The organism is Arenimonas sp., from assembly GCF_044348765.1.
Lineage (GTDB): Bacteria > Pseudomonadota > Gammaproteobacteria > Xanthomonadales > Xanthomonadaceae > Arenimonas.
Genome location: NZ_JBIKSE010000003.1, coordinates 15,800 through 40,618, shown reverse-complemented (window position 1 = coordinate 40,618; position 24,819 = coordinate 15,800). Strand labels below are relative to the sequence as shown.

At 57.9% G+C, this 24,819-nt stretch carries 23 protein-coding genes; 10 read left to right on the top strand and 13 right to left on the bottom strand.

The features are described from left to right. The first annotated feature begins 119 nt into the window (after positions 1-119). From hisS to ACIQ0Q_RS01210, 3 genes are read left to right on the top strand one after another with little or no spacing between them, the layout of a single operon-like run. Positions 120-1,478, top strand: a complete 1,359-nt coding sequence (gene hisS / locus ACIQ0Q_RS01220) for a histidine--tRNA ligase (protein WP_395771125.1) — start codon at positions 120-122, stop codon at positions 1,476-1,478. After that, positions 1,475-3,358, top strand: coding sequence for a histidine ammonia-lyase (gene hutH / locus ACIQ0Q_RS01215; RefSeq protein ID WP_395771124.1), 1,884 nt, complete (start codon positions 1,475-1,477; stop codon positions 3,356-3,358). Before hisS ends, hutH begins: the two co-directional genes overlap by 4 nt. Then, positions 3,358-4,932 (top strand): calcineurin-like phosphoesterase C-terminal domain-containing protein, encoded by a 1,575-nt coding sequence (locus tag ACIQ0Q_RS01210; protein WP_395771123.1) that lies wholly within the window; start codon positions 3,358-3,360, stop codon positions 4,930-4,932. The genes hutH and ACIQ0Q_RS01210 overlap by 1 nt, the downstream gene beginning before the upstream one ends. Here ACIQ0Q_RS01210 and mtnC read toward each other — a convergent pair. Genes mtnC through ACIQ0Q_RS01195 form a run of 3 tightly spaced genes read right to left on the bottom strand, consistent with a single transcriptional unit; the run spans position 4,929 to position 6,795 of the window. Beyond that, positions 4,929-5,633 (bottom strand): acireductone synthase, encoded by a 705-nt coding sequence (mtnC, locus tag ACIQ0Q_RS01205; protein ID WP_395771122.1) that lies wholly within the window; start codon positions 5,631-5,633, stop codon positions 4,929-4,931. The genes ACIQ0Q_RS01210 and mtnC overlap by 4 nt on opposite strands. Next, the gene (locus ACIQ0Q_RS01200; RefSeq protein WP_395771121.1) at positions 5,630-6,178 is read right to left on the bottom strand and encodes a 1,2-dihydroxy-3-keto-5-methylthiopentene dioxygenase; all 549 of its coding nucleotides are present in this window, start codon (positions 6,176-6,178) and stop codon (positions 5,630-5,632) included. Before ACIQ0Q_RS01200 ends, mtnC begins: the two co-directional genes overlap by 4 nt. Then, a complete protein-coding gene (locus tag ACIQ0Q_RS01195; protein ID WP_395771120.1) occupies positions 6,175-6,795 on the bottom strand; it encodes a methylthioribulose 1-phosphate dehydratase in 621 nt (206 codons plus the stop codon). The genes ACIQ0Q_RS01200 and ACIQ0Q_RS01195 overlap by 4 nt, the downstream gene beginning before the upstream one ends. A 134-nt stretch (positions 6,796-6,929) precedes the next feature. Here ACIQ0Q_RS01195 and ACIQ0Q_RS01190 point away from each other — a divergent pair, with 134 nt between their 5' ends. Continuing rightward, complete coding sequence (locus tag ACIQ0Q_RS01190; RefSeq protein ID WP_395771119.1) at positions 6,930-7,241, top strand: high-potential iron-sulfur protein; 312 nt, start codon at positions 6,930-6,932, stop codon at positions 7,239-7,241. Between the two features lie 81 nt (positions 7,242-7,322). Beyond that, a complete protein-coding gene (locus tag ACIQ0Q_RS01185) occupies positions 7,323-8,588 on the top strand; it encodes a DNA recombination protein RmuC (RefSeq protein ID WP_395771118.1) in 1,266 nt (421 codons plus the stop codon). Positions 8,589-8,634: 46 nt separating this feature from the next. On the opposite strand, the gene ACIQ0Q_RS01180 is transcribed toward ACIQ0Q_RS01185, so the two are convergent. Beyond that, positions 8,635-10,122 carry an amino acid permease gene (locus tag ACIQ0Q_RS01180; RefSeq protein ID WP_395771117.1) on the bottom strand — a complete coding sequence of 496 codons (1,488 nt, stop codon included), beginning with the start codon at positions 10,120-10,122 and terminating at the stop codon, positions 8,635-8,637. 67 nt (positions 10,123-10,189) lie between these two features. Between ACIQ0Q_RS01180 and ACIQ0Q_RS01175 the strand changes: the two genes are divergently transcribed. After that, a complete protein-coding gene (locus tag ACIQ0Q_RS01175) occupies positions 10,190-10,834 on the top strand; it encodes an NUDIX hydrolase (protein ID WP_395771116.1) in 645 nt (214 codons plus the stop codon). Positions 10,835-10,858: 24 nt separating this feature from the next. Here ACIQ0Q_RS01175 and yeiP read toward each other — a convergent pair whose 3' ends face one another. Both yeiP and ACIQ0Q_RS01165 read right to left on the bottom strand, forming a co-directional pair. Beyond that, positions 10,859-11,422, bottom strand: coding sequence for an elongation factor P-like protein YeiP (yeiP, locus tag ACIQ0Q_RS01170; protein ID WP_395771115.1), 564 nt, complete (start codon positions 11,420-11,422; stop codon positions 10,859-10,861). Positions 11,423-11,440: 18 nt separating this feature from the next. Further along, the gene (locus tag ACIQ0Q_RS01165) at positions 11,441-12,211 is read right to left on the bottom strand and encodes an SDR family NAD(P)-dependent oxidoreductase (protein ID WP_395771114.1); all 771 of its coding nucleotides are present in this window, start codon (positions 12,209-12,211) and stop codon (positions 11,441-11,443) included. An 87-nt stretch (positions 12,212-12,298) separates the two neighbouring features. On the opposite strand from ACIQ0Q_RS01165, the gene ACIQ0Q_RS01160 reads away from it, so the two are divergent. Beyond that, a complete protein-coding gene (locus tag ACIQ0Q_RS01160; protein WP_395771113.1) occupies positions 12,299-14,500 on the top strand; it encodes a patatin-like phospholipase family protein in 2,202 nt (733 codons plus the stop codon). 4 nt (positions 14,501-14,504) lie between these two features. On the opposite strand, the gene ACIQ0Q_RS01155 is transcribed toward ACIQ0Q_RS01160, so the two are convergent. The 5 genes from ACIQ0Q_RS01155 to ACIQ0Q_RS01135 all read right to left on the bottom strand — a co-directional run bounded on the left by ACIQ0Q_RS01155 (position 14,505) and on the right by ACIQ0Q_RS01135 (position 20,196). After that, the gene (locus ACIQ0Q_RS01155; protein ID WP_395771112.1) at positions 14,505-14,999 is read right to left on the bottom strand and encodes a GNAT family N-acetyltransferase; all 495 of its coding nucleotides are present in this window, start codon (positions 14,997-14,999) and stop codon (positions 14,505-14,507) included. Beyond that, entirely contained in the window at positions 14,986-15,885 is a 900-nt protein-coding gene (locus tag ACIQ0Q_RS01150) for a hydroxymethylglutaryl-CoA lyase (protein ID WP_395771111.1), read from the bottom strand. The genes ACIQ0Q_RS01155 and ACIQ0Q_RS01150 overlap by 14 nt, the downstream gene beginning before the upstream one ends. Then, on the bottom strand, positions 15,878-17,872 hold the full coding sequence (locus ACIQ0Q_RS01145; protein WP_395771110.1) for an acetyl/propionyl/methylcrotonyl-CoA carboxylase subunit alpha: 1,995 nt from the start codon (positions 17,870-17,872) through the stop codon (positions 15,878-15,880). Before ACIQ0Q_RS01145 ends, ACIQ0Q_RS01150 begins: the two co-directional genes overlap by 8 nt. A 114-nt stretch (positions 17,873-17,986) precedes the next feature. After that, complete coding sequence (locus ACIQ0Q_RS01140; protein ID WP_395771109.1) at positions 17,987-18,778, bottom strand: enoyl-CoA hydratase-related protein; 792 nt, start codon at positions 18,776-18,778, stop codon at positions 17,987-17,989. 65 nt (positions 18,779-18,843) lie between these two features. After that, positions 18,844-20,196: a Gfo/Idh/MocA family protein gene (locus tag ACIQ0Q_RS01135; RefSeq protein ID WP_395771108.1), complete on the bottom strand. Its 1,353-nt coding sequence runs from the start codon at positions 20,194-20,196 to the stop codon at positions 18,844-18,846. A 155-nt stretch (positions 20,197-20,351) separates the two neighbouring features. Between ACIQ0Q_RS01135 and ACIQ0Q_RS01130 the strand changes: the two genes are divergently transcribed. Genes ACIQ0Q_RS01130 through ACIQ0Q_RS01120 form a run of 3 tightly spaced genes read left to right on the top strand, consistent with a single transcriptional unit; the run spans position 20,352 to position 22,650 of the window. Continuing rightward, the gene (locus ACIQ0Q_RS01130) at positions 20,352-20,591 is read left to right on the top strand and encodes a ferrous iron transport protein A (RefSeq protein WP_395771107.1); all 240 of its coding nucleotides are present in this window, start codon (positions 20,352-20,354) and stop codon (positions 20,589-20,591) included. After that, the gene (locus tag ACIQ0Q_RS01125; RefSeq protein WP_395771106.1) at positions 20,588-22,420 is read left to right on the top strand and encodes a ferrous iron transporter B; all 1,833 of its coding nucleotides are present in this window, start codon (positions 20,588-20,590) and stop codon (positions 22,418-22,420) included. Before ACIQ0Q_RS01130 ends, ACIQ0Q_RS01125 begins: the two co-directional genes overlap by 4 nt. Then, a complete protein-coding gene (locus tag ACIQ0Q_RS01120; RefSeq protein ID WP_395771105.1) occupies positions 22,417-22,650 on the top strand; it encodes a DUF6587 family protein in 234 nt (77 codons plus the stop codon). The genes ACIQ0Q_RS01125 and ACIQ0Q_RS01120 overlap by 4 nt, the downstream gene beginning before the upstream one ends. Positions 22,651-22,784: 134 nt before the next feature. On the opposite strand, the gene ACIQ0Q_RS01115 is transcribed toward ACIQ0Q_RS01120, so the two are convergent. Then, positions 22,785-24,392: a carboxyl transferase domain-containing protein gene (locus ACIQ0Q_RS01115; protein ID WP_395771104.1), complete on the bottom strand. Its 1,608-nt coding sequence runs from the start codon at positions 24,390-24,392 to the stop codon at positions 22,785-22,787. Positions 24,393-24,476: 84 nt separating this feature from the next. Then, complete coding sequence (locus ACIQ0Q_RS01110) at positions 24,477-24,770, bottom strand: hypothetical protein (protein ID WP_395771103.1); 294 nt, start codon at positions 24,768-24,770, stop codon at positions 24,477-24,479. Positions 24,771-24,819: the final 49 nt, after the last annotated feature.

Below are 24,819 nucleotides of genomic sequence, written 5' to 3'. Positions count from 1 at the left end.
ACCCCCCCGAGCCCTGTCTGCTAAAGCCCTGTTTTCGGGTCCGCTGCCGCTATTTCGCATGGAATCTCCGAAACCACCGGCAACCCGTTAAAATGAGGGCTTGAACGTAGGAGTCGATCGTGATCAAGCCCCGTACCCCCGCCGGCACTCTGGAACTGTTGCCCGGTGAGCAACGCAGCTTCAACCGCATGCTTGAGGTTATCCGACGCAACTACGAGCGTTTCGGATTTCTGCCAATTGAAACGCCGGTGTTTGAATTGAGTGACGTGCTGCTGACCAAAACCGGGGGCGAAACCGAGCGGCAGGTCTACTTCGTGCAGTCGACCGGTGCCCTGGAACAGGGCGGTGCTCCAGAGCTTGCCCTGCGTTTCGATCTGACCGTGCCCTTGGCCCGCTATGTGGCCGAGCATGAGCACCAACTGGCATTTCCGTTCCGCCGTTACCAGATCCAGCGGGTTTACCGCGGCGAGCGTGCGCAGAAAGGACGCTTCCGCGAGTTCTATCAGTGCGACATCGATGTCGTCGGCAAGGATGCGCTATCGGTACGCTACGATGCTGAAATCCCTGCGGTCATCCATGCCGTATTTTCGGAGTTGGCCATCGGGCCATTCACTATCTCGCTCAATAACCGGAAAATACTGCGTGGCTTCTTCGAGGCTATCGGTATCAGCGATGGCGAGGGTCAGGCCGCGGTGCTGCGTGAAATCGACAAAATCGACAAGCGCGGCGCCGAGGCTGTTGCACAGACCCTGAAAGGCGAGGGCTTCGGCCTGGCGCATGCGGTGATTGAACAGATTCTCGGTTTGGTGCTGATGCGCTCAAGCAGTCATGCCTCGGCACAAGCCATCCTGTCCGATATCGCCGCACGTTATCCGCAGACCGGCGAAGGCGTTGCCGAACTGGCGGCCGTGCTGACCATGCTCAAAGATCTTGGCGTCCCCGAAAAGAACTACGCCCTGAACTTTTCGATCGCCCGTGGCTTGGATTACTACACCGGCACCGTCTACGAGACCACCTTGGACGATTATCCGCAGATCGGCTCCATCTGTTCCGGTGGCCGTTACGACAATCTCGCCAGCCACTACAGCAAATCGAAACTTCCCGGCGTCGGTATTTCCATCGGCGCCAGCCGGCTGTTCTGGCAATTACGCGAAGCCGGACTGATTGCCCCCGATCCGCACAGCCATATGGTGCTGATCGGCCTGATGAGTGATGACGACCTTCCCGAATCTCTGGCCATCGCAGGGGAGCTGCGTGCGGCAGGAATCGCCTGTGAAGTTCAACTGGAAGCCAAGAAGCTGGCCAAGCAATTCCAGTATGCCGATAAAGTCGGGTTCAGCTACATGCTCCTGTTCGGCGAAAGCGAACGCGCCAAGGGCGTGGTCAGCCTCAAGAATTTGGCGACCGGTAAGCAGGTCGAGATCGCCCGCGCCGATCTGCTGCGTTGCTTGAGCCAGGCCAAGGAGTGGGGGCTATGAAATCGATTACCTTGACCGGCACCACCCTCAGTCATGAGCAGGTGGTCGCGGTTGCCTATGGCGCCAGTGTCATTCTGGATTCGGCGCAGCTGCCCAAGGTGGCCGCGACCGCCGATTTTTTGGCCGAACAAGTCACCCAGCAGCAGCCCCTGTACGGTATTTCCACAGGGTTCGGCTCCAATGCTGATAAATTGCTGGGCGCGCATCCCATCCGTGACAGCCGGCGCAGCGGCGAAACGCTGCTGCAGGAACTGCAACGCAATCTGATCATCACCCATGCCGTGTGCGTCGGGGAGCCGTTCGCACCCGAAGTGGTGCGGGCGATGATGGTCATTCGCATCAATACCCTGATGCGCGGTCATTCCGGCATCCGGGTGGAAACCCTCCAGGCCTTGACGGCGATGCTCAATGCCGGCGTGATACCGGTGGTGCCCAAACTCGGTTCGGTCGGCGCCAGCGGCGATCTGGCCCCGTTATCGCATTTGGCCATCGTGCTGCTCGGCGGCGGCGAGGCGTTCTTTGACGGCGAGCGTCTGTCCGGTGCGGACGCGCTGACCAAGGCCGGTCTGAAAGCAATCGTGCTCTCGCATAAGGAAGGCCTGGCGCTGAATAACGGCACGGCACAGATGCTCGCGACCGGCGTCTTGGCCGTCGCCAAGCTGGAAGAGCTGTGCGATACCGCTGATCTCGCCGCTGCCATGACCCTGGAGGCCTTTGCCGGCCGGATGCGCGCGTTCGATGATCATGTGCATGCCCTGCGGCCGCACCCCGGTCAGGTCCATACCGCCAAACATCTTCAGCAATTTCTGACGGGCTCGAAACTGACCGATATCGCCTACCATCTGGTTCCACGCTTTAAGTCCTGGTTGCCGGAATGTTGGCCGGACCGGTCACTGGATGCCCTGAACTTCGATATTTCCTGGGACTGGGTGCCATTCAACCAACGCCATGGTCGTGAAAAATTCTATCAACGCTTCAAGCCCTTCCGCGGCGGCAAGAAACACCAGCCACAGGACAGCTACTCGCTGCGCTGCATTCCGCAGGTTCATGGCGCCGTCCGCGATGCGGTGGCACAGGCCAGAAGGGTTCTCGAAATCGAGCTCAATGCGGTCACCGATAACCCCTTGATTTTTCCTGAGCTGGAAGGCGCCCGCAATATCGAGGACCAGATTGTATCCGCCGGGCATTTCCATGGCATGCCCTTGGCGCTGGTGATGAGTTATGTCAAAGCCGCGATTCCGGTATTGGCCTCGATCTCGGAGCGCCGACTCAATAAGTTGGTCGATCCGGCTACCAATGATGGCCTTCCGGCGTTTCTGATCGGCAACGAAGACGGTACCGAAAGTGGATTCATGATCGTCCAGTACACAGCAGCGGCCATCGTCAACGATTTGGCTACCCGTTCGCATCCGGCCTCGGTGTATTCGATACCGACTAGCGCCAATGCCGAAGATCACGTCTCGATGGGTGCCAATGAGGCCCGGCATGTGTTGGACATGGCGCATGATCTTGGCAAAGTGATCGCCTTGGAAATCTATACCGCGGCTCAGGCACTCGAGTTCCGTAAGGATATGATCAACGCCGCCCGCCAACTTGCCGCAACCCATGATAATGCAGTTTTGGCTTCGAAAATCAACGGCGCTCCGGATCCGGATGAGGCCGAATATGCTGATTTCATGGTGGAGGTCGAAGCCTTGCGTGCTGAACTTGCCGCAGCCGGTGAATTCACGCCAGGACGCCCGGTAGCGGCGGCACTGGCGGCGCTGCGCCGGCATATCGCCTTCATGCCGGGCGACCGTTCCATGGATGGTGAGGTCCAGCGCATGGTCGATCTGGTCGAACACGGCGAGTTGCTGATGGCCGCCAGGGCCGTGCAGTAATGATGCGCACCGGTACCGTTCTGGCAGGGGCGCTGGCGTTATTTCCGACGCTATTGCCTGCGGTCTGTGATAGTCGGGTATTCATCGATACCAATCGCAACAGTGTTTTTGATGCCGGCGAACGCGGATTGTCGGGTGTCGCTGTGTCCGATGGCGAGCATATCGTACGCACTGACCGCGATGGCCGTTACCGCCTCGCTGCCATGCCTGGGAAAACCTTGTTCGTGATTAAACCTTCCGGTTATTCATTGCCAAAACGCGCGGACGGTCTTCCGGACTTTTTCGCCAATCAGGCCGGAACTGGCGCGAAACTGAGGTACGGCGGCGTCGTGCATTCCGATACTGCATGCAAATCATTCGCCCTGAATCCAGATGCACAGAATTCGGAGCTGCCGCTTTCAGTTCTGGTGTTCGGCGACCCGCAACCGAAGACAGCCGTCGATTTGGATTACTACCTCCGGGACATCATCGCGCCGCTACGTGCCGATCCGGCGGCGACCCTCGGTATCACGCTCGGGGATATCGTGCATGATGATCTGACCTTATTGGCCGGCGTGAAGCAAGCCGACCGGCAACTCGGGTTTCCGCGCCTTTATGCGCCCGGAAATCACGATATCGATTTCGATGCGGCTGGCGATGCCGGCTCGTTGGAAAGCTTCCGAGCGCAATTCGGTCCGGATACCTTCGCCTGGGAAGAACGGCACGCCAACTTCATCGTGCTCGATGATGTGATCTACCAGCCTGGGGGAAAGCCTGCCTACATCGGCGGCCTGCGCGAATCGCAGTTCCATTTTCTGGCGCGCTATCTGGCCGGTGCCGACAAAAACAACCTGCTGGTGATTTCCGCACATATTCCCTTTTTCCAGACCAAGGACGATGCCGAAACCTTCCGCAGTGCCGACCGCAGGCGACTGTTCAAACTGCTCGCACCGTTCCGGGATGTGTTGTTGCTTACAGCGCACTCGCATGCGCAGAATATCATCCGGCACGGTCCGGACAGCGATTGGCATGGCATCGGACGTCTTTTCGAATACAATGCCGGCGCAACCTGCGGCGGCTATTGGGCCGGTTTGAAGGATAAAGACGGATTACCCGATGCCACCATGAGCGATGGCACTCCCAACGGCTATGCCCGTCTGCATATCTCACCCCGGGATTACCGTCTGCAGTGGTTCAATGCCCGCAATCGCCCTGATGCCGTCATGGCCCTGCATGCCCCCCAGGTACTGAGGCGCGGTGCCTATCCCGGTGTCGGTCTTTACGCCAACGTGTTCATGGCGCGCCCGGACACCCGCGTGGAAGTCCGTATCGATGACGGCCCGTGGCAGCCGATGCAACGGGTCAAGCGGGCCGATCCAAGAGTGTTGGCGCTGAATCTGCAGGATGATGCCGCATCGGTGCTGACCGGCTATGACCGAGCACCGGAAGCCACGCCGTCGAGTCATCTCTGGCGTTTCGCACTGCCCACCGATCTGGCTCTGGGTGGGCACCGTATCCGCGTCCGGGCCATCGATGCGTGGCTGGGCGAGGTGTCAGAGGAGGCCGTTTACCGGCTGGAAGACGTCAGCCCTTAAATCGCGTCGATATCACTGAATCGTTCGAATCGAAGGTGTCCATGGGCGGCATCGCCGGTACGGGCCTGCGGGTAATCCTCGCGGCGGTCGATCAGAGCCGTCTGCCAGCCGGCATTCCGCGCGGCATCCAGTTCGTCAACGATATCGGAAAGAAACAGCAGATCTTCCGGTGGTATACCGATCGCTCCAGCGAGGCGCTCATAGCTCCCGATGTCGCGCTTACCGCCAATTTCGGTATCGTAATAGTCCGTGAAAATCGGACGCAGATCACCGTGGTCGGTGTGGGCAAAGAACAGCTTTTGAGCGGGAACCGAGCCGGAACTGTAAACGTAAATCGGTATGCCGGCGGCATGCCAGCGACGCAGGCTGGCTTCAGCATCGGCATAGACCGGAGCTTTGTAAGTGGCCTGGACATAGCCATCGACCCAGATCATGCCTTGTAGGGCTTTCAGTGCGGTGTGCTTGCGGTCCTGATCAATCCATCGCAGAAGAAGTTCGGTGACGCCGTCGAGGTCGTCAGCGGCAAGGCCATTCTCTTCGGCCACTGCTTTGATCCAATGCAAAACCTCGGCCCGGCCATGGTGCTCCTGCAGAAATCCTGGCAAGGCGGCGCGTGCATAAGGAAACAGCACGTCCCGAACGAATGCGATGGAACTGGTGGTGCCTTCGATATCGGTGACGATAGCCTTGATGGCATTCATGCATGGCCTTCGTAGCGTGGAAAGCGTTCGGCAAGTCCGGACTCGGTGAAATAACCCACCCAGCCATCCGCTTCGGTAAAAAAGCGGATGGCGGTGAAGCGGGGCATGGGCCCCATGTCGAACCAGTGCTTGGTCCCGTCCGGAACACGGATCAGATCCTGGCTCTGGCAAAGCACTTCGTAGACCCGGTCCTCGATATGCAGGGTGAAAAGACCGGAGCCACGGACGAAGAAGCGGACTTCGTCCTCCTTGTGGCGGTGTTCGCTCAGAAATTTCGCACGCATGGCCTCGCGGTCCGGATGGTCCGGATTGATGCTGACCACATCGACGGCACGGAATCCATTTTCTGCTACCAGCTGGTCGATCTCAGATTTGTAGGATGCGAGAATCGCTTCATTACTGGCATCGTCGGCAATCGGCCGCACCGCCCAGCGCTCGAAACCGACACCCAGCGGCGCCAGTTGCGCGGCAATGACAGCAGCGTCATCGCTTTCGAACAGAACGGTATCGGGTGCGGATTCGGAAAAAACACGTAAACGGCTCATGCACGGAACCCCAGTTTGGTCATTTCGGCGGTTAAAAGAAATTCAAAGGCATCCAGATGTCTCTGTGCTTCTTCGACATCTCGGCCCCAGGTGTACAAGCCGTGGCCGGCAATCAGATAGCCCCAGAAGCTCTGTTCGGTAAAGGCGGGAGCGATGGCGGCACATAGCGCAGCCATGTCCTGCGAATTGGCGACAACGGGAATGCGGATGGCCGTGTCGTGCGTTTTGATGCCATTGAATGCTTTCAGCAGTTCGTAGCCTCTGATTTCGATGAAGCCATCCTGTGCGTGGCGCATGGACAGCAGCGTCTGCGCCAAGGAGTGTGTATGCAATACCGCGCCCGCATCGGGCCGCTCCCGATAGATCTGGGTGTGCAGCAGGGTCTCAGCGGATGCGGTTCGACTTGGGTCTAATGTATTGCCATGGCTGTCTACGCGCATGAAGTCATCGGCAGCCAAGCGCCCTTTGTCGCGTCCACTCACAGTGATTAGACAGCTGTTGGCATCGGCGCGGACAGAAAAATTACTGCTGGTCGCTGGCGTCAGGCCTGTCGCGGCCAGCTTAGCCGTACAGGCGATCAGGCGTTCAAGTTCAACGGTGGAATTTAAGCTTGCCATGAATAAGAGTCATTCTCAATTGTTTGAAATCAATGCAGAAAATTGCCGTTTTATTGACTTAAAGTAAGTCAGCATGCATGGGTAGGGATATGATTACCCTAAGTTCATTTTCTCATGATTATAGGAGCGTTACCATGAAATCCCAAGAAAACAGCCGCCGTCAATTTCTGGTTCGGGGCCTGGTCTCAGTCGCAGTCCTGCCGTTTGCCGGAGCCATGCTTTCGGCGACCGCTTCCGCGGCGGCCCTGAAACCGCTTCCAGCCACCAATCCTCAGGCGGTTGCCCTGAAATACGTGACCGACGCCAAGAAGGGGGTGGGCGTGAAACCAGGCAGTAACTGTGCCAACTGCTCCTTGTTTCAGGCTGCTACCAAGGCTTGTGGCATCTTCCCGGGATTTGCGGTGGCTCCGGCCGGCTGGTGCTCGGCTTGGGCCAAGAAAGCCTGACCCCTGTCAATATACGGCGGTCTCGGAATACGAGACCGCCATGCCGTAAGATAGCCAAGTTCCCCTAGAGCTCGGCCTTTTATGTCCTTTGATTCCATTCATCTGATCTTGTTGCTGCTGTTCATCGTGGCTGTGATAGCCGCGCTTGTCGTGATGATGAAGAAAGCGGCCTTAGCCGTGCAATTGGAGTATCTGAACGAGGAGAATCGCAGGCTTGCCGGGCAGGCCGCCGAGCTGGCGGTCATCCGCGAGAAGTATGTTGCTTTGGAGTCGGCTGCTGCTGCACGTGAGGCGGCGGCCAACGAACAGCTGAATCAGCTCATTTCGGCTGAGAATCGGTTGAAGGAAAGCTTCGAGAATCTGGCTAACCGGATTTTCGAAGAAAAATCGACCGCTTTCAAGAGCCAAAGCAAAGAGCATCTCGAAGCCATGCTTGACCCGCTCAAAACCCAGATCGGTGAATTCAGGAATACCGTGCATCAGACCAATCAGGGTATCCACACCCTGAAAGAACTCAATCTGCGTATGGCCGAGGAGGCTACCAACCTGACCCGTGCACTCAAAGGCGATAACAAGACCCAGGGGGGCTGGGGTGAGCAGGTGCTGGGTCGCATTCTCGATGCATCCGGTCTGACCGAGGGCCGTGATTACCACGCGCAGTTTTCCTATGTGGATGAACAGAGCACACGCAAGCAGCCCGACTGCGTGATTTTTCTGCCGGAGAACAAAGCCATCATTGTCGACTCGAAGGTTTCGCTCACTGCCTATGATCGTTACATCAATTCTGAAACTGCCCTCGAACGCGAAGCCGCCCTGAAAGAGCATGTGCGCTCGTTGAAAAACCATATCGACGGTCTGTCCGCAAAAGCCTATGAAGAGCTTCCCGGCAAGCGCAATCTTGATTTCGTTCTGATTTTCATCCCGGTCGAGTCGGCGTTCATCGATGCCCTGCGCCTGGATGATGCGCTGTATACCTATGCCCTCGACAAGAACATTGTACTGGCTGCCCCGAGCACGTTGCTGGCCACCTGCCGCACTGTGGCTCATCTGCAGAAACTCGACAAGCGCAGTAGCAATGCCATGAAGATCGCGGATCAGGCCGGCAAACTCTATGATCAATTCGTGGCATTTAGTAGTGACATGATAAAAGTCAGTAAGGCTCTGGTGGCGGCCAACGAGGCGCAGGACTCGGCACTCAAACGTCTGTCTTCAGGCAAAGGCAATCTGGTCCGGCAGACCGAACAGCTTAAAGCATTGGGCGCCAAGACGACCAAGTCGGTTCCATTTGGGCTAATCGAAGATGATCTGCCTGCGCTACCGGATGTTCCAGTCTCCGACCCGGAATAAAAAAACGGCACCCGAAGGTGCCGTTTCATTTAAACCAACTGCAGGATTAATTGTGTTGCTGCAAGCCCTTCTGGAGCTGTGAGTTACGCATACCGTAGATGAAATACAGAATTACCGCAGCAAGCAAATACCAGCCGAAGAAGACCAGAACGCGGTTTTCCACGGTGAAGATCAATGCAAAGCAGGAGATGATGCCCAATGCCGGCAGGACCGGATACAGCGGAACCTTGAAGCCACGGGGGATTTCCGGATGCGTGGTGCGCAGCCAGATCACCGATAGGCAGACGATGCCGAATGCCGCTAAGGTGCCGACCGAGGTCATGTCGCCGAGCGTGTTGATGTCGAAGAAAGCCGCCGATGAGGCGGTCAGCAGACCAACCAGGATGGTGTTGACCCACGGCGTCTGGAACTTCGGATGTACTTTCGCGAACACTTTCGGCAGCAGGCCGTCGCGGGCCATGGTGTAGAAGATGCGGGTCTGGCCGTACATCAGCACCAGGATGACCGAAGTCAGGCCGATAATGGCACCGATCTTGATGGTTTTTGCAAACCAGCCCCAGGCAGGACCCATGGCATCCACGGCAACGGCAACCGGATCGGGCACGTTCAGCATTTTGTAGTTGACCATCAAGGTCATCACGATCGAGACCAGGATGTACAGGATGGTGCAGATCAACAGGGACCCGATGATACCGAACGGCATGTCGCGTTTCGGGTCTTTGGCTTCCTGTCCTGCCGTAGACACGGCCTCAAAGCCGATGTATGCAAAGAATACGATTGATGCGGCGCGGAAAATTCCGCCCCAGCCGAATTCGCCTTCTTTGCCGGTCGCTTCGGGAATGAATGGATCCCAGTTGGCTTTCAGGGTATCGAGGTGCTGAATGACGAACCAGCCTACGATGAGGATGAAGGCGATGATGACCGAAGCCTTGATGGCGACAATCACGTTGTTCACTTTGGCGCTTTCGGAAACGCCGATGATCAGCAGGCCGGCGAGCGCCAAGCAGATCAGAAAGGCTGGAAGATTGAATAGGGTGGTGACCGGATTGCCATCCGCTCCGATGACGGCAACACCGTCGCGCATCAGGGTATGACCGAAGGGGCCAGTCAATTCCGGAGGGATTACCAGCCCGTAATCACCGAGCAGACTGACTACATAGCCCGACCAGCCAACGGCAACCACCGAGGCGGCAAGACCATACTCCAGAAGCAATAGACCGCCCATGATCCAGGCCGCGAACTCGCCGACCGTGGTGTAGCTGTAGGTATAGGCCGAGCCGGAAACCGGCAGCGTCGAGGACAGTTCGGCATAACACAGGCCGGCCAGGGCGCAGACCACACCGGCGACCAGGAAGGAAATCAGCACCGCCGGACCGGCGTGCAGGGCTGCTGCGTTACCGGTACGGACGAAAATACCGGCACCGATAATGCAACCGACGCCCAGGAAGACAAGGTTCCACGGACCCAGAGTACGCTTCAGCGTACTGGTTTCGCTTTCCCGTTGGACCTGTTCAACGCTTTTGCGCATGAGCATGCGCGAAAGAAGTCCAGTTGTTGGAGTATTGGCCATTAATCTACCCTCTAAGTAGGTTTTTTGAAAAATGAACGACCCGGATCATCCGGACGAACCCGTTTACCTTAAGCTAGATGAACGCAGGGGTAAAGCCCTTTCCGGTCGATTCGGGGAAATATTCACCACCATGACGGATATTCGACATAACTTTCTGGAATTATTGGCGAATTACCCAGTTTCTGGAACGCCTGAGACCGCGCTACGCCAGGAGTTTTTGGAGTTGGTTTCCTCGTCCGCGGACGCCTGCATGCGCTCTCGGCTTGCCGGCCATCTGACCGGCTCCGCGTGGTTGGTGTCGGCCGATGGGCGAAAAGCACTATTGATGCACCATCGCAAGCTGGACCGTTGGCTGCAGCCGGGCGGGCATGCGGATGGGGACTGGGATCTGGCCGCCGTCGCCCTGCGCGAAGCCATGGAGGAAACCGGATTGCCGAACCTACACGTGGAGCCGACCATTTTTGATCTGGATAAGCACCGAATTTCGGCCCGAGGCACTGAGCCGGAGCATTGGCATTATGATGTCCGTTTCGTGGTTCGGGCCACAGGATCTCAGGAGTTTTCCGGCAATACCGAGTCCTGGCAACTGCGTTGGTTCGACGTCCATGATCTTGCGCAGAATGACGGGTTGGATGAATCCATCCGGCGAATGGCGCACCGATGGCTTGCGCGATAGGCAGATTTTAATCCATCTGGCAGGTTACACGCGACCGCCGAATTCGCCGGTGACGGTCGACACGTATATTTTTTCGCCATTACTGACGTATTCAGGCACCTGGATTTCGATGCCGGTGCTGAGCTTGGCCGGTTTCGGGCGTTTGGTGGCGGTGCCGCCCTTGAGCTCGGGTGGCGTATCGACGACCTCCAGCACCACGCTCGGCGGCATCTGGATGGCCACCGGCGCATCGTCGATCAGCTGCACATAGACGCCTTCAAGGCCTTCGGTGATGTAGCCGGCCATGTCGCCGATGATGTTGGCATCCAGCTGGTAGGGGGTGAAGTCCTCGCTGTCGAGAAAGACGAAGGCATCGCCGTCCATGTATGAAAAACTGGCTTCCCGACGGACCAGATCCAGCTCTTTCAGATCATCGTCGGCGCGCAGACTGAGATCGTATTTGTTGCCAGCAGGTACCGAATACATGGTGAAGCGGAAGGTGACATTGCCGCCGCGGCCCTGCGGTGCCGAACGTTCGATATCGCGGATCTGGTACACGGTATTGTTGTATTCGACGACATTGCCTTTTTTGACATCACAAGCTTTCATGGGATATTCCGGTTGGTTTTATTTGGCGGCCAGACGGACCGAGCCATCAAGGCGGATGGTTTCGCCGTTGAGGTAGCGGTTCTGGAGAATGAAGGCGGCGGTCGCAGCGAACTCCTCCGGCCTGCCGAGGCGGGCCGGGAAGGGGATCGATGCCGACAGCGATTCCTGCACGGCCGGTGGCATGCCATCCACCATCGGTGTCCAGAAAATGCCCGGTGCAATAGTCATCACGCGGATACCGAAACGGGCCAGTTCGCGTGCCATCGGAAGCGTCATGCCGACCACGCCACCCTTGGATGCGGAATACGCCGCCTGGCCGATCTGGCCGTCGAATGCAGCGACCGAAGCGGTGTTGATGATGACACCGCGCTCGCCGTCGTCACCGGCGGCGTTATGCTGCATCTTGTCAGCTGCGGCCTTGGCGACATTGAAACTGCCAATCAGGTTGACCCGGATGGTGGTGGCGAACTGATCCAAAGGCATGCAGGCTTCCCGGCCGAGCACGCGACCAGCACCGATAATGCCGGCGCAGTTGATGGCGGCGTTCAGCCCGCCCATGAACTCTGCCGCCCTGGCGGTATTCTCGGCGATCTGCGCTTCGTCTGAAACATCGGTGCTGAAGTAGGCGGCGTTGCCGGCACCGAGGGTGGTGATCGCTTCGGCAGCTTTGAGGCTATTGATGTCGAACAGGGCGACTTTCCCGCCATGGCTGACGATATGCTGGGCAACGGCAAAGCCGAGGCCGGAAACGCCGCCGGTAATGATGGCGCGGGTGTCGGAAAGTTTCATGGCGGACCCTCAGATGAATGCGACATATTAGCAAAAAATCAAGCAAAACCCGTAAAATTGCGGTGTCACTCCGCAGCGCTACCGCCCATGAAAATAAAATTCGCTCTACTGACTTTATTCGCTTCCGGTCTCCTCCAGGCTGAGAACAGTCCTTTGCCCTGCCGTGCCGCAGATCCGGACAACCCGCGCCCACGTATTGGTCTGGTGCTCGGCGGCGGCGGTGCCCGAGGTATCGCGCATTTGAGTGTGCTCAAGGAAATCGAGCGTCAGGGCATCCCGATCGATTGCATCGCCGGCACCTCGATGGGCTCATTGGTCGGCGGCTTATATGCTTCAGGCATGAGCACGGCGGACATGGAAACCATGTTGCGGACCATGGATTGGGATACCGTGATGAAGGATACCGTGGTCCGCAAAGATCGCAGCTTCCGGCGCAAACAGGATGATCTGGAGTCTCTGGCTCCAGCCAAGCCGGGCATTGGCAAGGACGGTCTTCGGATCTCTTCGGGCTTGCTTGCGGGTCAGAACATCCAGCTCTTTTTGGAACGGCAGATTGCAGCCTCGGCCGGGGTGACCGATTTCAACCGCCTGCCGATTCCCTACCGTGCAGTGGCGACCGACATCAACACCGGCAAAGCCGTGGTTCTCGATTCTGGCAGTCTGGCCAAAGCCATGCGTGCCAGCATGTCGATTCCGGGTGCTTTCAATCCCGTCACTATTGATGGACGCATTCTTGTCGATGGCGGCTTGGTCAATCAGGTGCCAGTGGATGTCGTGCGGGCAATGGGTGCGGATATCGTCATTGCCGTCGATGTCGGTACACCACTCCAGGAAATTCATTCCGAAAGCAGTGCGTTGGCCATCGGCGATCAGGTCATGGGTCTGTTGACCGTCGGCAATACCCAGGCCCAGCTGGCCACGCTCGGACCGAAGGATATCCTGATCCAGCCCGATCTGGGCAAGGACGTGACCACAGCATCTTTCGAGAAGGCCGCATTGGCTCTCGAAATCGGTGACAAGGCCGCAGCGGCTGCGGCACCGCGACTGGCCGCATTGGCCAGACCGGAATTGCCGGCACGCCGACCTTCGCCAAACCGCGATGCACAGACGCGAATCGCGTTCATCGAATTGGATAACCGCAGTGAATACGATGACCGTATCTTTTCACGCCATCTGAATACATTGAAGGGTGAAACCATCAATCGTGACGAAATCGATAAACAAATCCATGCCATATATGGCCAGTATCCGCTGGAACTGGTGAGCTATGAGGTGGTCGAAAAGCAGGGCGAGACCGGCCTGAAGGTGACCGTGACCCCGCCAGTCGTTGGCAAATATTTCGGTGAGTACGGTTTGAACTTCAGCAGCAGTTCGAAAGGCCAGTTCCTGTTCAACATCACCGCCGGCGTCACTATTGCTCCAATGAATCCATCCGGCGGCGAGTTGCGCACCTTACTCACTCTCGGCGATGAGCCCAGCCTGAGCAGTGAGTGGTATCAGCCGCTCGCACCAGCATCACCGTTCTTCACCGATATCCGTGTCGGTTACGAAAAGCCGCTGTTGTCCCTTGTGGATGGCAATGAAAACGTGCTGGTGGAATATGCCGCGCCGACCGTATTCATGAGCGCCAAACTCGGCCGCTCTTATGGCAATTGGGGTGAGCTGAGTCTGCAGGCCAACATCGCCAATGGTCGGCTCGAGCGCAACATCGGCTCGACGGCGTTTCCGGAGTACGATTACCAGCGCCGTGAGCTTGCGCTCGGCTTTACCATCGATACTGTCGATTCGCTGTACCTGCCGCGCAACGGAAATGTCCTGGAAGCCTCCGTGGTCAGTTCCGTGGATGCCTGGGGCAGTGACGACGATTATCGTCAGTTCAATTTCGATTTAATGCATGCCCGCGCACTAGGCAAGCATTCCGGATTCGCCGGACTGCGCTACCACAATACGTTCAGTGGGGATGCCGGCTTCCAGAACTACTACAGCCTGGGCGGCGTCACCCGTTTTGCCGGATACCAGGCCGAACAGCAGTTCGCCGAGAACTATGCTCTCGTTTTCGCCGGCTATAACTATGAACTGGGCAAGCTTCTCGGACGATCCCTGGTCCTGGGCGGCTCAATTGAACGTGGCAAGATCTGGTATGACAGCGCCATCGTTTTCGATGACTATCAGACGCACCGCAGCATCTATTTCGGTTTCGATTCCTGGATCGGATTGCTGATGATGGGTTATGGCCACAGCAACGAGGGGGATAGCAATTTCTTCATCGAGCTCGGCAGGACGCGCTGATTATTTACAGGCTTTTCGAAAAGAACCGGTTGCAGCCGCCGTGACCGGTATCGCCCATTGGTTTATCAAGCGAACGGAAGCCGGCTTTTTGATACAGCGCCATGGCGCTGTCCATGCCGACCACGGTTTCCAGGTAGCACAGTTCGAAGCCGTAATCGCGTGCCTTGGCCAGACAGGTATCCAGAAGCGCCTGACCTGCGCCCAGGCCACGCAGTGCCGGTAGAAAGTACATCTTGCGTAACTCGCAGATCCGTGGATTAGTGGCGCCTTCCAGTGGCGCGATACCGCCACCACCTAGGACCTGGCCTTCCAGTTCGACCACATAGTAGGCGCTGCGCGGGGCATTGTAGGCTTTGCTCATCCAGTCCACTTCGGCATCGTGAATGGCGAAGCCGTCTCCGTCAGCACCGAATTCCGGCATCACGCTACGGATGATGTAAGCCACGCGTGAATCATCGTGCGCTGTGATTGAACGGATTTTCCAATTACGGTTTTTCATGATGCAGGGCCCGGTTGACTTTACTGGCGCTCGGCCGGTCGAGCAGTCGGCTCAGCCAGGCGCCGGTGTCGACGAGTTTAGCCAAATCCACGCCGGTGGCAAAGCCCATGCCATGCAGGGCATACACCAGGTCCTCGGTGGCCAGGTTGCCGCTGGCACCCTGCGCATACGGGCAGCCACCGGTGCCGGAGACCGATGCGTCGATGGTACGTATTCCGATTTCCAGACACGCATAGACATTGGCCAATGCCTGCCCGTAGGTGTCATGAAAATGTACGGCAATCGATTCCATCGGAATTTCGTTGGACACCGCCTTTATTAGGGCACGCGCGGCATGGGCGGTACCGATACCGATGGTGTCGCCCAGCGAGATTTCGTAACAGCCCATCTCCTTCAGGGTTCTGGCCAGACGTACCACATCGGCGGTGTCGACCGCACCCTGGTAAGGGCAGCCGAGTACGGTCGAGATATAGCCGCGCACGGCGATGCCATCCTCCATGGCACGCTCGAGCACGGGCTGGAAGCGCGCGATGCTTTCATCGATGCTGGCATTGATGTTGCGCATGCTGAAGGCTTCCGAGGCCGCTGCAAACACCGCTACTTCGCGGACGCCGCAGGCGACGGCGCGTTCGTAGCCTTTCAGGTTCGGAACCAACACCGGATAGCGGCGGCCATCGTCTTTCGGAAGCAGGGCAAACAGAGTTTCGGCATCGGCCAGCTGCGGTACCCAGTTCGGGCTCACGAAGCTGGTTGCCTCGATGGTCTGCAAACCACAGTCCGCCAGACGTCGGATCAATTCGTATTTATCAGCCGTGGCAACGAATCCCGGCTCGTTCTGCAGGCCGTCACGCGCGGATACTTCGACGATGCGGACGGAGTCAGTCATGTGCGGGCTCCCAGCTGAAGATTTCGGCATCAGCATTGAGTACGCGACCGGCTTCGGCAAGAACGCCGGTAATGCTCCCTTTGCCGGGAGCTTTGATACTGAGTTCCATTTTCATAGCTTCCATGACCGCCAGTTCGTCGCCGGCCTGTATTGACTGGCCGGACTGCACCTTCAGCACGACCAGCTTTCCGGGCATCGGAGCACGGATGAATCCGTCAGAATGGTTTAGGCCCTCGCCGGCATCGCTTCCGGGAACCCTGACCTGCCAGTGCGACCTGCGCCGACCGTCGTGGACTACCAATGCATTGTCAAAACGGAAGCAATGCAGATCATGGTGCCGACCATTCATATCCAGCGATACCGACTCCCTGCATCCGTTCCGAATCCGCGCTTCAAGCCTGTTGCCGCTCGCGGTTACGGTCAGTAGGTCGCCAAGCAAGCGGACACGGAAAAGTTCGAAATCCGCATGATGTCTCAGTGCGATTCGGAACATGCCTCGGCCGTGTATCCGCCAGAAATCACGCTGAGACCATGGATCATCGGCAGCAGCGGATAAAGTAAGCTCGGCGGCTTTTAGGCTGAAATAGGCTGCAGCGGCGTGGTGCCAGTCCGGAAGATTTTCCGGTTTTTTCAGCACGGCATCGAGATTCCGGTCCAGAAAGCCGGTGTCGATATCGCCTTGCTGCACGGATGGATGTGCGACCAGATCTTCGAGAAACCCGATATTGCTCGGCAAACCGAAGATCTGGCAGCCAGCCAGGGCATTCTGCATGCGGTGAAGAGCGGCTTCCCGGCTGTCGGCATGGACAATCAGCTTGGCCAGCATCGGGTCATAGAAAACACCGACGTGGTCGCCTTGGCGGAAACCGGCATCAATGCGCACCGATGCGCCGGTTTCAGGGAGATGAAGCTGTAGGATAGGACCACTGCCCGGCATGAAATTCATATCCGGATTTTCTGCATATAAGCGGACCTCAAGCGCATGACCTTGATGCCGTATGGCATCCTGCAACAATGGAAGCGGGCATCCGGCAGCAACTTCCAGCTGCCATTGCACCAAGTCGAGTCCGGTGACCATTTCCGTGACTGGATGTTCGACCTGCAGACGGGAGTTGATTTCCATGAAGAAGAACTCACCGTTCTGTGCAACGATAAACTCGACGGTACCGGCATTGCGGTAATCCACGGCGCGTGCTGCAGCCACGGCCGCCTCGGCCATGCGTGCGCGCCGTGTGGCATCCAGAAAGGGAGATGGGGATTCTTCGATGATTTTTTGGAAGCGTCGCTGGGCCGAGCATTCACGTTCGCCGAGATGGATAGTATTGCCATGGCTGTCGGCAAAGATCTGGAACTCGATATGGCGCGGTTTTTCGATGTAGCGCTCGAGTAGCACCCGGTCCTTTCCGAAGGCGTTGCGTGCTTCGCGTTGGCAGGATTCGAGCGCCGCCGCGAAGGCCGACGGCTCATGCACGATGCGCATGCCTTTGCCGCCACCACCATGGGCGGCCTTGATCATCAACGGATAGCCGACGGCATCGGCTTCACGTTGCAGATGCGCCGGGTCCTGGTCCTCGCCGCCGTAACCGGGCACGACCGGCACGCCGTGGGCGGCCATAAGGGCTTTGGCACCGGCTTTCGATCCCATCGCCCGCATGCTGATGGCTTTCGGGCCGATGAACACCAGCCCGGCGGACTCCACCATTTCGGCGAACTCGGCGTTCTCGGACAGGAAGCCGTAACCCGGATGGACGGCTTTGCAGCCGCTGCTCAAGGCGGCATCGAGTACTGCCTGCTTATTCAAATAACTGGAAGAAGCTTCCGGCGGACCGATGCCTACCGACTCATCAGCCATGCGGACATGCTCGGCATATCGGTCGGCCTCGGAATAGACGGCAACGGTAGCGATGCCAAGCTGCTTGCAGGTCCGCATGACCCGGCACGCGATTTCCCCACGATTGGCAACGAGAATTTTATCAAACAGACTCATTCATTGTCCCAATCATCGAAGTGGTCATGAAGGGGATGCTGCCGGCACACATTTTGAGGACAGCATTGATTATGCCCTCGGAATGAGGCGGACTCACATGGATGGACGCCGCTTTCATTGTTCAATCCAGCCGCTTGGCCGCTTATCAAGAAACGCACTCAGGCCTTCCTGACCCTCGGCGCTGACCCGCAGTCGTGCAATCAGTTCGGCGTTTGCTTTGTCCTGGTTCTCCATCTGCAGAGCCGTATCGGCAGGGGTGTACTCCCGAATCAGCTGTTTGGCGACGGCGATGGCTTTCGGTCCGGCTTTGCCAATCCAGTGTACGATCCGGTCGATGCTGGCATCCAGTTGCGCTGCCGGAACGGCTTCATGCAACAGGCCGATGTGCAGGGCTTGTGTGGCATCGAAGATTTCAGCCGACAGGAAGTAACGGCGGGCATGGCGTGCGCCGATGGCGGCAATGACATAGGGCGAGATTACCGCCGGAACCAGACCGAGCTTGACCTCGCTCAGGGTGAATTTGGCGGTATCGACGCCAATGGCGATATCGCAGCAGGCTAGCAGGCCGACACCGCCGCCGTAGGCCGAGCCGTTGACGCGTGCCAGCACCGGTATCGGCAGATTGTCCAAACGGCGCAGGCAGCGTGCCAGTGCCATGGCATCCTCGAAATTCTCGTTTTCCGGAGCCTGCGCCATCTCGCGCATCCAGTTCAGATCGGCTCCCGCCGAGAACGTGCCGCCGGCTCCGGTCACCACCAGGCAGCGTGCCCCGGTAGCCTCGATTTCGGCCAAGGCTTCATCCAGATCCGAAATCAGGCCTGCATCGAACGCATTGTGGCTGGAAGGCCGGTTTAGAGTCAGTGTCGCGAGCGTGCCGCGACGTTCAAGCAGGACGGTATCGGACATGGGCTACTGATTCCAAAAAGGAAATGATAACGGATATCCCGTTAGTCTGGTGTATGAGACCTCTTTTAGAATGCATCAGTCCGTGCAAAAGTGTTTTTGCGTGTCTGCCAGGCGCCATCGGTGAAATCCGGAAAATCCACACTGCGATTGTCCTCGGCAATCGACTGTTCACTGAGCGGTGTGATCGCGCTCCAGGCCGCTGCATCGTAGACATCCTGAGGCGTTGCGATGCCACGCTTGGCGCTTTCGATGAAGGCGTGTAGTACGAAGAAATCCATGCCGCCATGACCGGCGCCATCGGCATCGGTGGCGTATTTCTTCCAAAGCGGATGGTCGAATTTCTCCAGCCAGGCCGCGGCCGGTTCCCATTTATGACGCGGACTGATGCCTTCGATGTGCAGGGACTGGTTGATGTCCATCCATAAGCCTTTGCTGCCTTGGACGCGGAACCCAAGCGAGTACGGGCGGGGCAGGGAGGTGTCGTGCTGCAGCAGTACCGTCTCGCCGTTGGCACAGGCAATCTGGGTAGTCACCACATCGCCGAGTTTGAAGCGGATCGCGGCATTAGGATGGTCTTTGCCGCCCTTGGCAAGCACAAAATCCTGCAGTCCCTGGGCGCGGGTGGCATATGAGCTCAGACGTGTGAAGCGGTTGCCGCGGTTGATGTCAGTCATCATCGCAATTGGTCCTATGCCATGAGTCGGGTAAAGGTCGCCATTGCGGTCGATGGAATGCTGGGTGCGCCAACGGGCCTCCGAGTAGCCTTTGTCGCCGAACTCTGCGCCACTGTCGTAGGGTGTTTTGCCGTCATTGAATTTCACGCCGCGTAGGTCGTGTTGGTAGCCGCCCTGCAGATGCAGCAAATCGCCGAACAGGCCGTGTCGGACCATGTTGAGGACAGCGATTACATCGCGCCGGTAACAGACGTTTTCCAGCATCATGACCTGTGCGCCATACTTTTCGGCAGCCCTAACCACATCCCAGTGGTCCTGCAAGGTCAGACCGAGCACGACTTCGGTGCCGACATAGCGGATACCGCGTTCCAAGGCATCGACAATCATCGGCCTGTGCCATTCCCAGGGCGTGGAAATCACCACGGCATCCAGATCTCGGCGGTCGAGTAGCTTCCGGTACGCGTGCGGGTCGCCCGTCACGATTTCCGGCATTTTCTTTCCGGAGGCGGTCACCATGGCGATGCTGTCACGCAGCATGCCGGCATCGGTATCACACAGTGCAATCACATCGACGTCGTCCCGGGCTAGGGCTAGCTCCAGATGGTTCTGGCCACGCAGCCCAACACCGATCAGTCCGATACGGACCTGGTTACGGGTCGTGGCAGAGAGCTGCTCAGGCGCGATGAACAGCCCGGCAGCAAGGACGGCACCGGATTGCAGAAAATGACGGCGAATGGGGTTCATGGGCGGCAGTCTTTTAAAGCGAGGGAGGCTTCAGCGTACCTATGCGGGGGTGACTTGTGAAGACCAGCTGAATTTCACGGCGGTCTTGACTGGAATCAACAGCATTTTCACAACTTAACGCTATAATGAGAATAATTCCCATTTGGATATCTGGCATGAATTTGAGCCAATTGGCCGTCGGACAGGAGGCCCATGTGCAGGCGGTGACGCCGCAAGGCGAGGGCGATGCTATTGCCATGCGCCTTCTGGATCTCGGGTTTGTCCCGGGCGAAGCCGTTCATTGCATCGCCTTGGCGCCGTTCGGTGGCGATCCCATTTTGGTGCAGGTCGGATTCACCCGGTTTGCGCTGCGTGCCTCTGAAGCCGTTCGAATCCAGATTACGGTGGCGTCATGAAGACATTGAATGTCGCATTAGTCGGTAACCCGAACTGCGGCAAGACCGCGCTGTTCAATCTGTTAACCGGAAGCCGTCAGAAGGTCGCCAATTATGCCGGCGTTACCGTCGAACGCAAGGAAGGCCGGTTCTTTCTTGACCAGTGCCAGGTCCGTATCCTCGATCTTCCTGGCGCCTATAGCCTTAAAGCGGCCAGTCCCGATGAGGAAATCACCCGGGAAATCTGCATGGGCAGCGGTACGTATGGGTTCCAGCCCGATGTGCTCATCTGTGTCGTTGATGCCACCAATCTGCGCCTGCACCTGCGCTTCGTGCTGGAGCTGAAGGCGCTTGGCAAGCCGATGCTGGTGGCATTGAACATGATGGATGCCGCCCATAAGCGTGGTATCACGATTGATGTGCCGGCACTGGCGGCAGCGCTCGGCGTTCCGGTGGTGCCCACGGTTGCTGTTGCTTCGCATGGTGCCGATGCCCTCAAAGCGGCGCTGATCGGGGATGCTTTCGAATTGCCGCCACTGGAATGGAACAGCGCATCCGATGTTGACAGCCATCAACAAGTGCGACGTATTTTGGCCGACTGCGTTGGCATGCCCCGTGTTACTTCGCGGACCGATGACCGCCTGGACCGCTGGTTGCTGCATCCCGTCATCGGCCCCGTCGTGCTTTTCACGCTCCTGTTTTTCATGTTCCAGGCCGTGTATGCCTGGGCTGGGCCTTTTCAAGATGGTATTTCATCCATTATTGCTTGGATGTCTGGTGCTATCGGAAATCTCATCCCACAGGGCATACTCCTGAGCCTGATCCAGGACGGCATCTTTGCCGGTCTCGGCACCGTGCTGGAGTTCCTTCCTCAGATTCTGATTCTGTTCGCTTTCATTCTGGCGCTGGAAGAGACCGGCTATCTGCCCCGTGCTGCCTTCCTTCTCGACCGCATCATGTTCCTTAGTGGTTTGACCGGCCGTTCCTTTATCCCCTTGCTGTCGAGTTATGCCTGTGCCATTCCCGGTATCATGGCCACGCGTTCCATCCAAGATCCGCGTGATCGCTTGGCAACCATCATGGTGGCGCCTTTGACCACCTGTTCGGCGCGCTTGCCGGTCTATACGCTGCTGATCGGTGCCTTCATTCCTGAAACCCAAGTGGCTGGATTGTTCAATCTTCAGGGGCTGGTGCTGTTCGCGCTTTACCTATTCGGTATCATCAGCGTTTTCGCGGTCGCCTGGGTGATGAAAATGCTCAGCCTGCGCAAATCCGAGCATGCCCTGCTGCTGGAGCTGCCGTCCTACCGGATGCCCAATCTGCGTGATCTGGCGATTGGTCTGTGGGACCGCATGCGCATTTTCCTGCACCGAGTCGGCGGCATCATCCTCAGCCTGACTGTGCTCCTGTGGTTTCTGTCCAGTTTCCCGAGCCCGCCCGAGGGTTTTACCGGACCGGCCATCGATTACAGCTTTGCCGGCCGCATCGGACATGCGCTGGCACCGCTTTTCGCCCCGATCGGATTCAACTGGCAAATCGTGCTCGCCCTGATTCCCGGCATGGCCGCACGCGAGGTGGCGGTCTCCGGGCTGGCCACCGTCTACGCCGTCTCTAGCGACGCGGCGGGCATCAACCAGCTGGGAAGCATCCTGGCCGCGCAGTGGAGTCTGGCGACCGCGCTTTCGGTACTGACCTGGTATGTCTTCGCCCCGCAGTGCATTTCAACCATCGCCACCATCAAGCGTGAAACCAACTCCTGGAAACATACCGCGTTTGCGGTGATCTATCTGTTCGGACTGGCCTATCTGTTTGCCTTCCTGGTGTACCAGACAGCATCGGCGCTGGCATGAACGATATCCTGCAATGGCTGCTGGTTTACGCGGTGGTGCTGTGGTGTCTAATGCGCTTGATGCAGAAGTACGCATCGCAGTCGATGTGGCAGTGGCAGGCCAAAGTGAGCTATTTCTTTGAAATCCGGAAGGCGTCATGGAGCCGCCGGTTGGGACGATTCCTGCGTCCTGCCGTGGCGATTCCGCAGGGATGCCAGAGCCATTGCAGTTCCTGCCGGAACTGCGCCTGAGATTTAGGCCGGAGAGCCTGGTTCTTTAAGCACTTACCCGGATACGGCATGAGCGCCGAGCCGATTCAGTATCGGTGAATGACCAGAAGCATGCCGATATTCAAATCCTGAAGTTATGCCACCATCCGTTTTGTCTACATCCGATAGACGGCGGTCGGACTGCGTTCAATCGGCGCATTCAGTGAAGCCGAAAGTGCCAATGCCAGTACACGGCGCGTATCCACAGGGTCGATCACACCGTCATCCCAGAGCCGGCTGCTGGCGTAGAACGGGTGGCCCTGACGTTCGTATTGTTCGCGGATGGGATCCTTGAAGGCGGTTTCGTCTTCCGCGCTCCAGGTCTCACCTTTGGCCTCAATGCCATCGCGTTTGACCGTTGCCAGCACTGAAGCAGCTTGCTCGCCGCCCATGACCGAAATACGTGCATTCGGCCACGACCAGAGAAAGCGGGCCCCGTAGGCGCGACCACACATCGCATAATTGCCGGCGCCGAAACTGCCGCCGATCAGGATGGTGAATTTGGGTACATGCGAACAGGCGACGGCGGTGACCATCTTGGCGCCGTCTTTGGCGATTCCGGCCTGTTCGTATTTCCGGCCGACCATGAAACCGGTGATGTTCTGAAGGAATACCAAGGGGATGTTGCGTTGGTTGCACAGCTCGATGAAATGCGCGCCCTTGAGTGCGCTTTCCGGAAACAGAATGCCATTATTGGCGACGATGCCGACCGGAAACCCGTGCAGGTTGGCGAAGCCGGTAATCAGTGTTTTTCCGTAGCGCGCTTTGAATTCCTGGAACTCGGACCCATCGACCAGGCGGGCAATGATTTCACGGACATCAAAGGGACGACGTGCGTCCTTGGGAACGATGCCATACAGCTGTTCAGCGGGATAGGCCGGTTCTAATGGTGCTTTCAATGCCAGCACTTCGGGTTTGCGTCGATTGAAGTTGGCCACGATACTACGGGCAATCGCCAGTGCGTGCTCGTCGTTTTCAGCGAGGTGATCGGCCACGCCGGAAATGCCGGTATGCACTTCGGCCCCGCCCAGGCTTTCGGCATCCACGATTTCACCGGTGGCGGCTTTCACCAGCGGTGGTCCGCCGAGAAAGATGGTGCCTTGTCCGCGTACGATGATGCTTTCATCGCACATGGCGGGCACATAAGCCCCCCCGGCCGTGCACGATCCCATCACAACCGCGATCTGCGGAATGTTGCGCGCACTCATGCGCGCCTGATTGTAGAAAATCCGGCCAAAGTGTTCGCGGTCGGGGAATACTTCATCCTGTAACGGTAAAAAGGCGCCGCCAGAATCCACCAGATAGATGCATGGGAGATGATTTTCGAGAGCGATTTCCTGCGCGCGAAGATGTTTCTTGACCGTCATCGGAAAATAGGTGCCACCCTTGACCGTCGCATCATTGGCCACGATCACCACTTCCAGGCCATGCACACGACCGATACCGGTGATGATTCCGGCCGATGGAGCTTGGCCATCGTATTGGCCGTCGGCGGCCAGCGCCGAAAGTTCAAGGAAAGGACTGCCCGGATCGAGCAGGGCATCAATGCGCTCCCTTGGCAGCAACTTGCCGCGGGCCGTGTGTTTGGCGCAGGCTGCTTCACCGCCGCCCAGGGCCACGGCAGCCAGACGTGCATTCAGGGCGCCCCGTTGTTCCATCATGGCCGCATGGTTGGCGGCATATTCATCAGAGCCGGTATCGATGTTGCTGGTCAGTTTCGGCATGCAGGGTTTGCACCTCTTTTACTTAGTCTACCCAAAAAAAAACCGCCGTTGCCGGCGGTTTTTTCAATAATCGCAGAGCGACTATTACTTCTTGACTTCTTCAGCAGCAGCTTCGGTAGCGGCAGCAGCTTCAGCAGTGGCGTCAGCAGCGGCAGCAGTGGCGTCAGCAGCAGCGGCAGTGGCGTCAGCAGCAGCGTCAACAACCGGGGCAGCGGCATCAGCAGCAACGGCGGTGGCGGCGTCAGCGGTGGCGTCAACAGCGGCTTCGGTGGCGGCAGCGGCTTCGGCGGTGGCGTCAGCAGCGGCTTCTTCTTGCTTCGAGCAGGCGGTCAGAGCCAGTGCGAAGGCCAGAGCAATGATGGTTTTGTTCAGGGACATGGGTATTTCCTCAAAGTTTCAATATTGAATTTGATTAAAAAAACGTGCG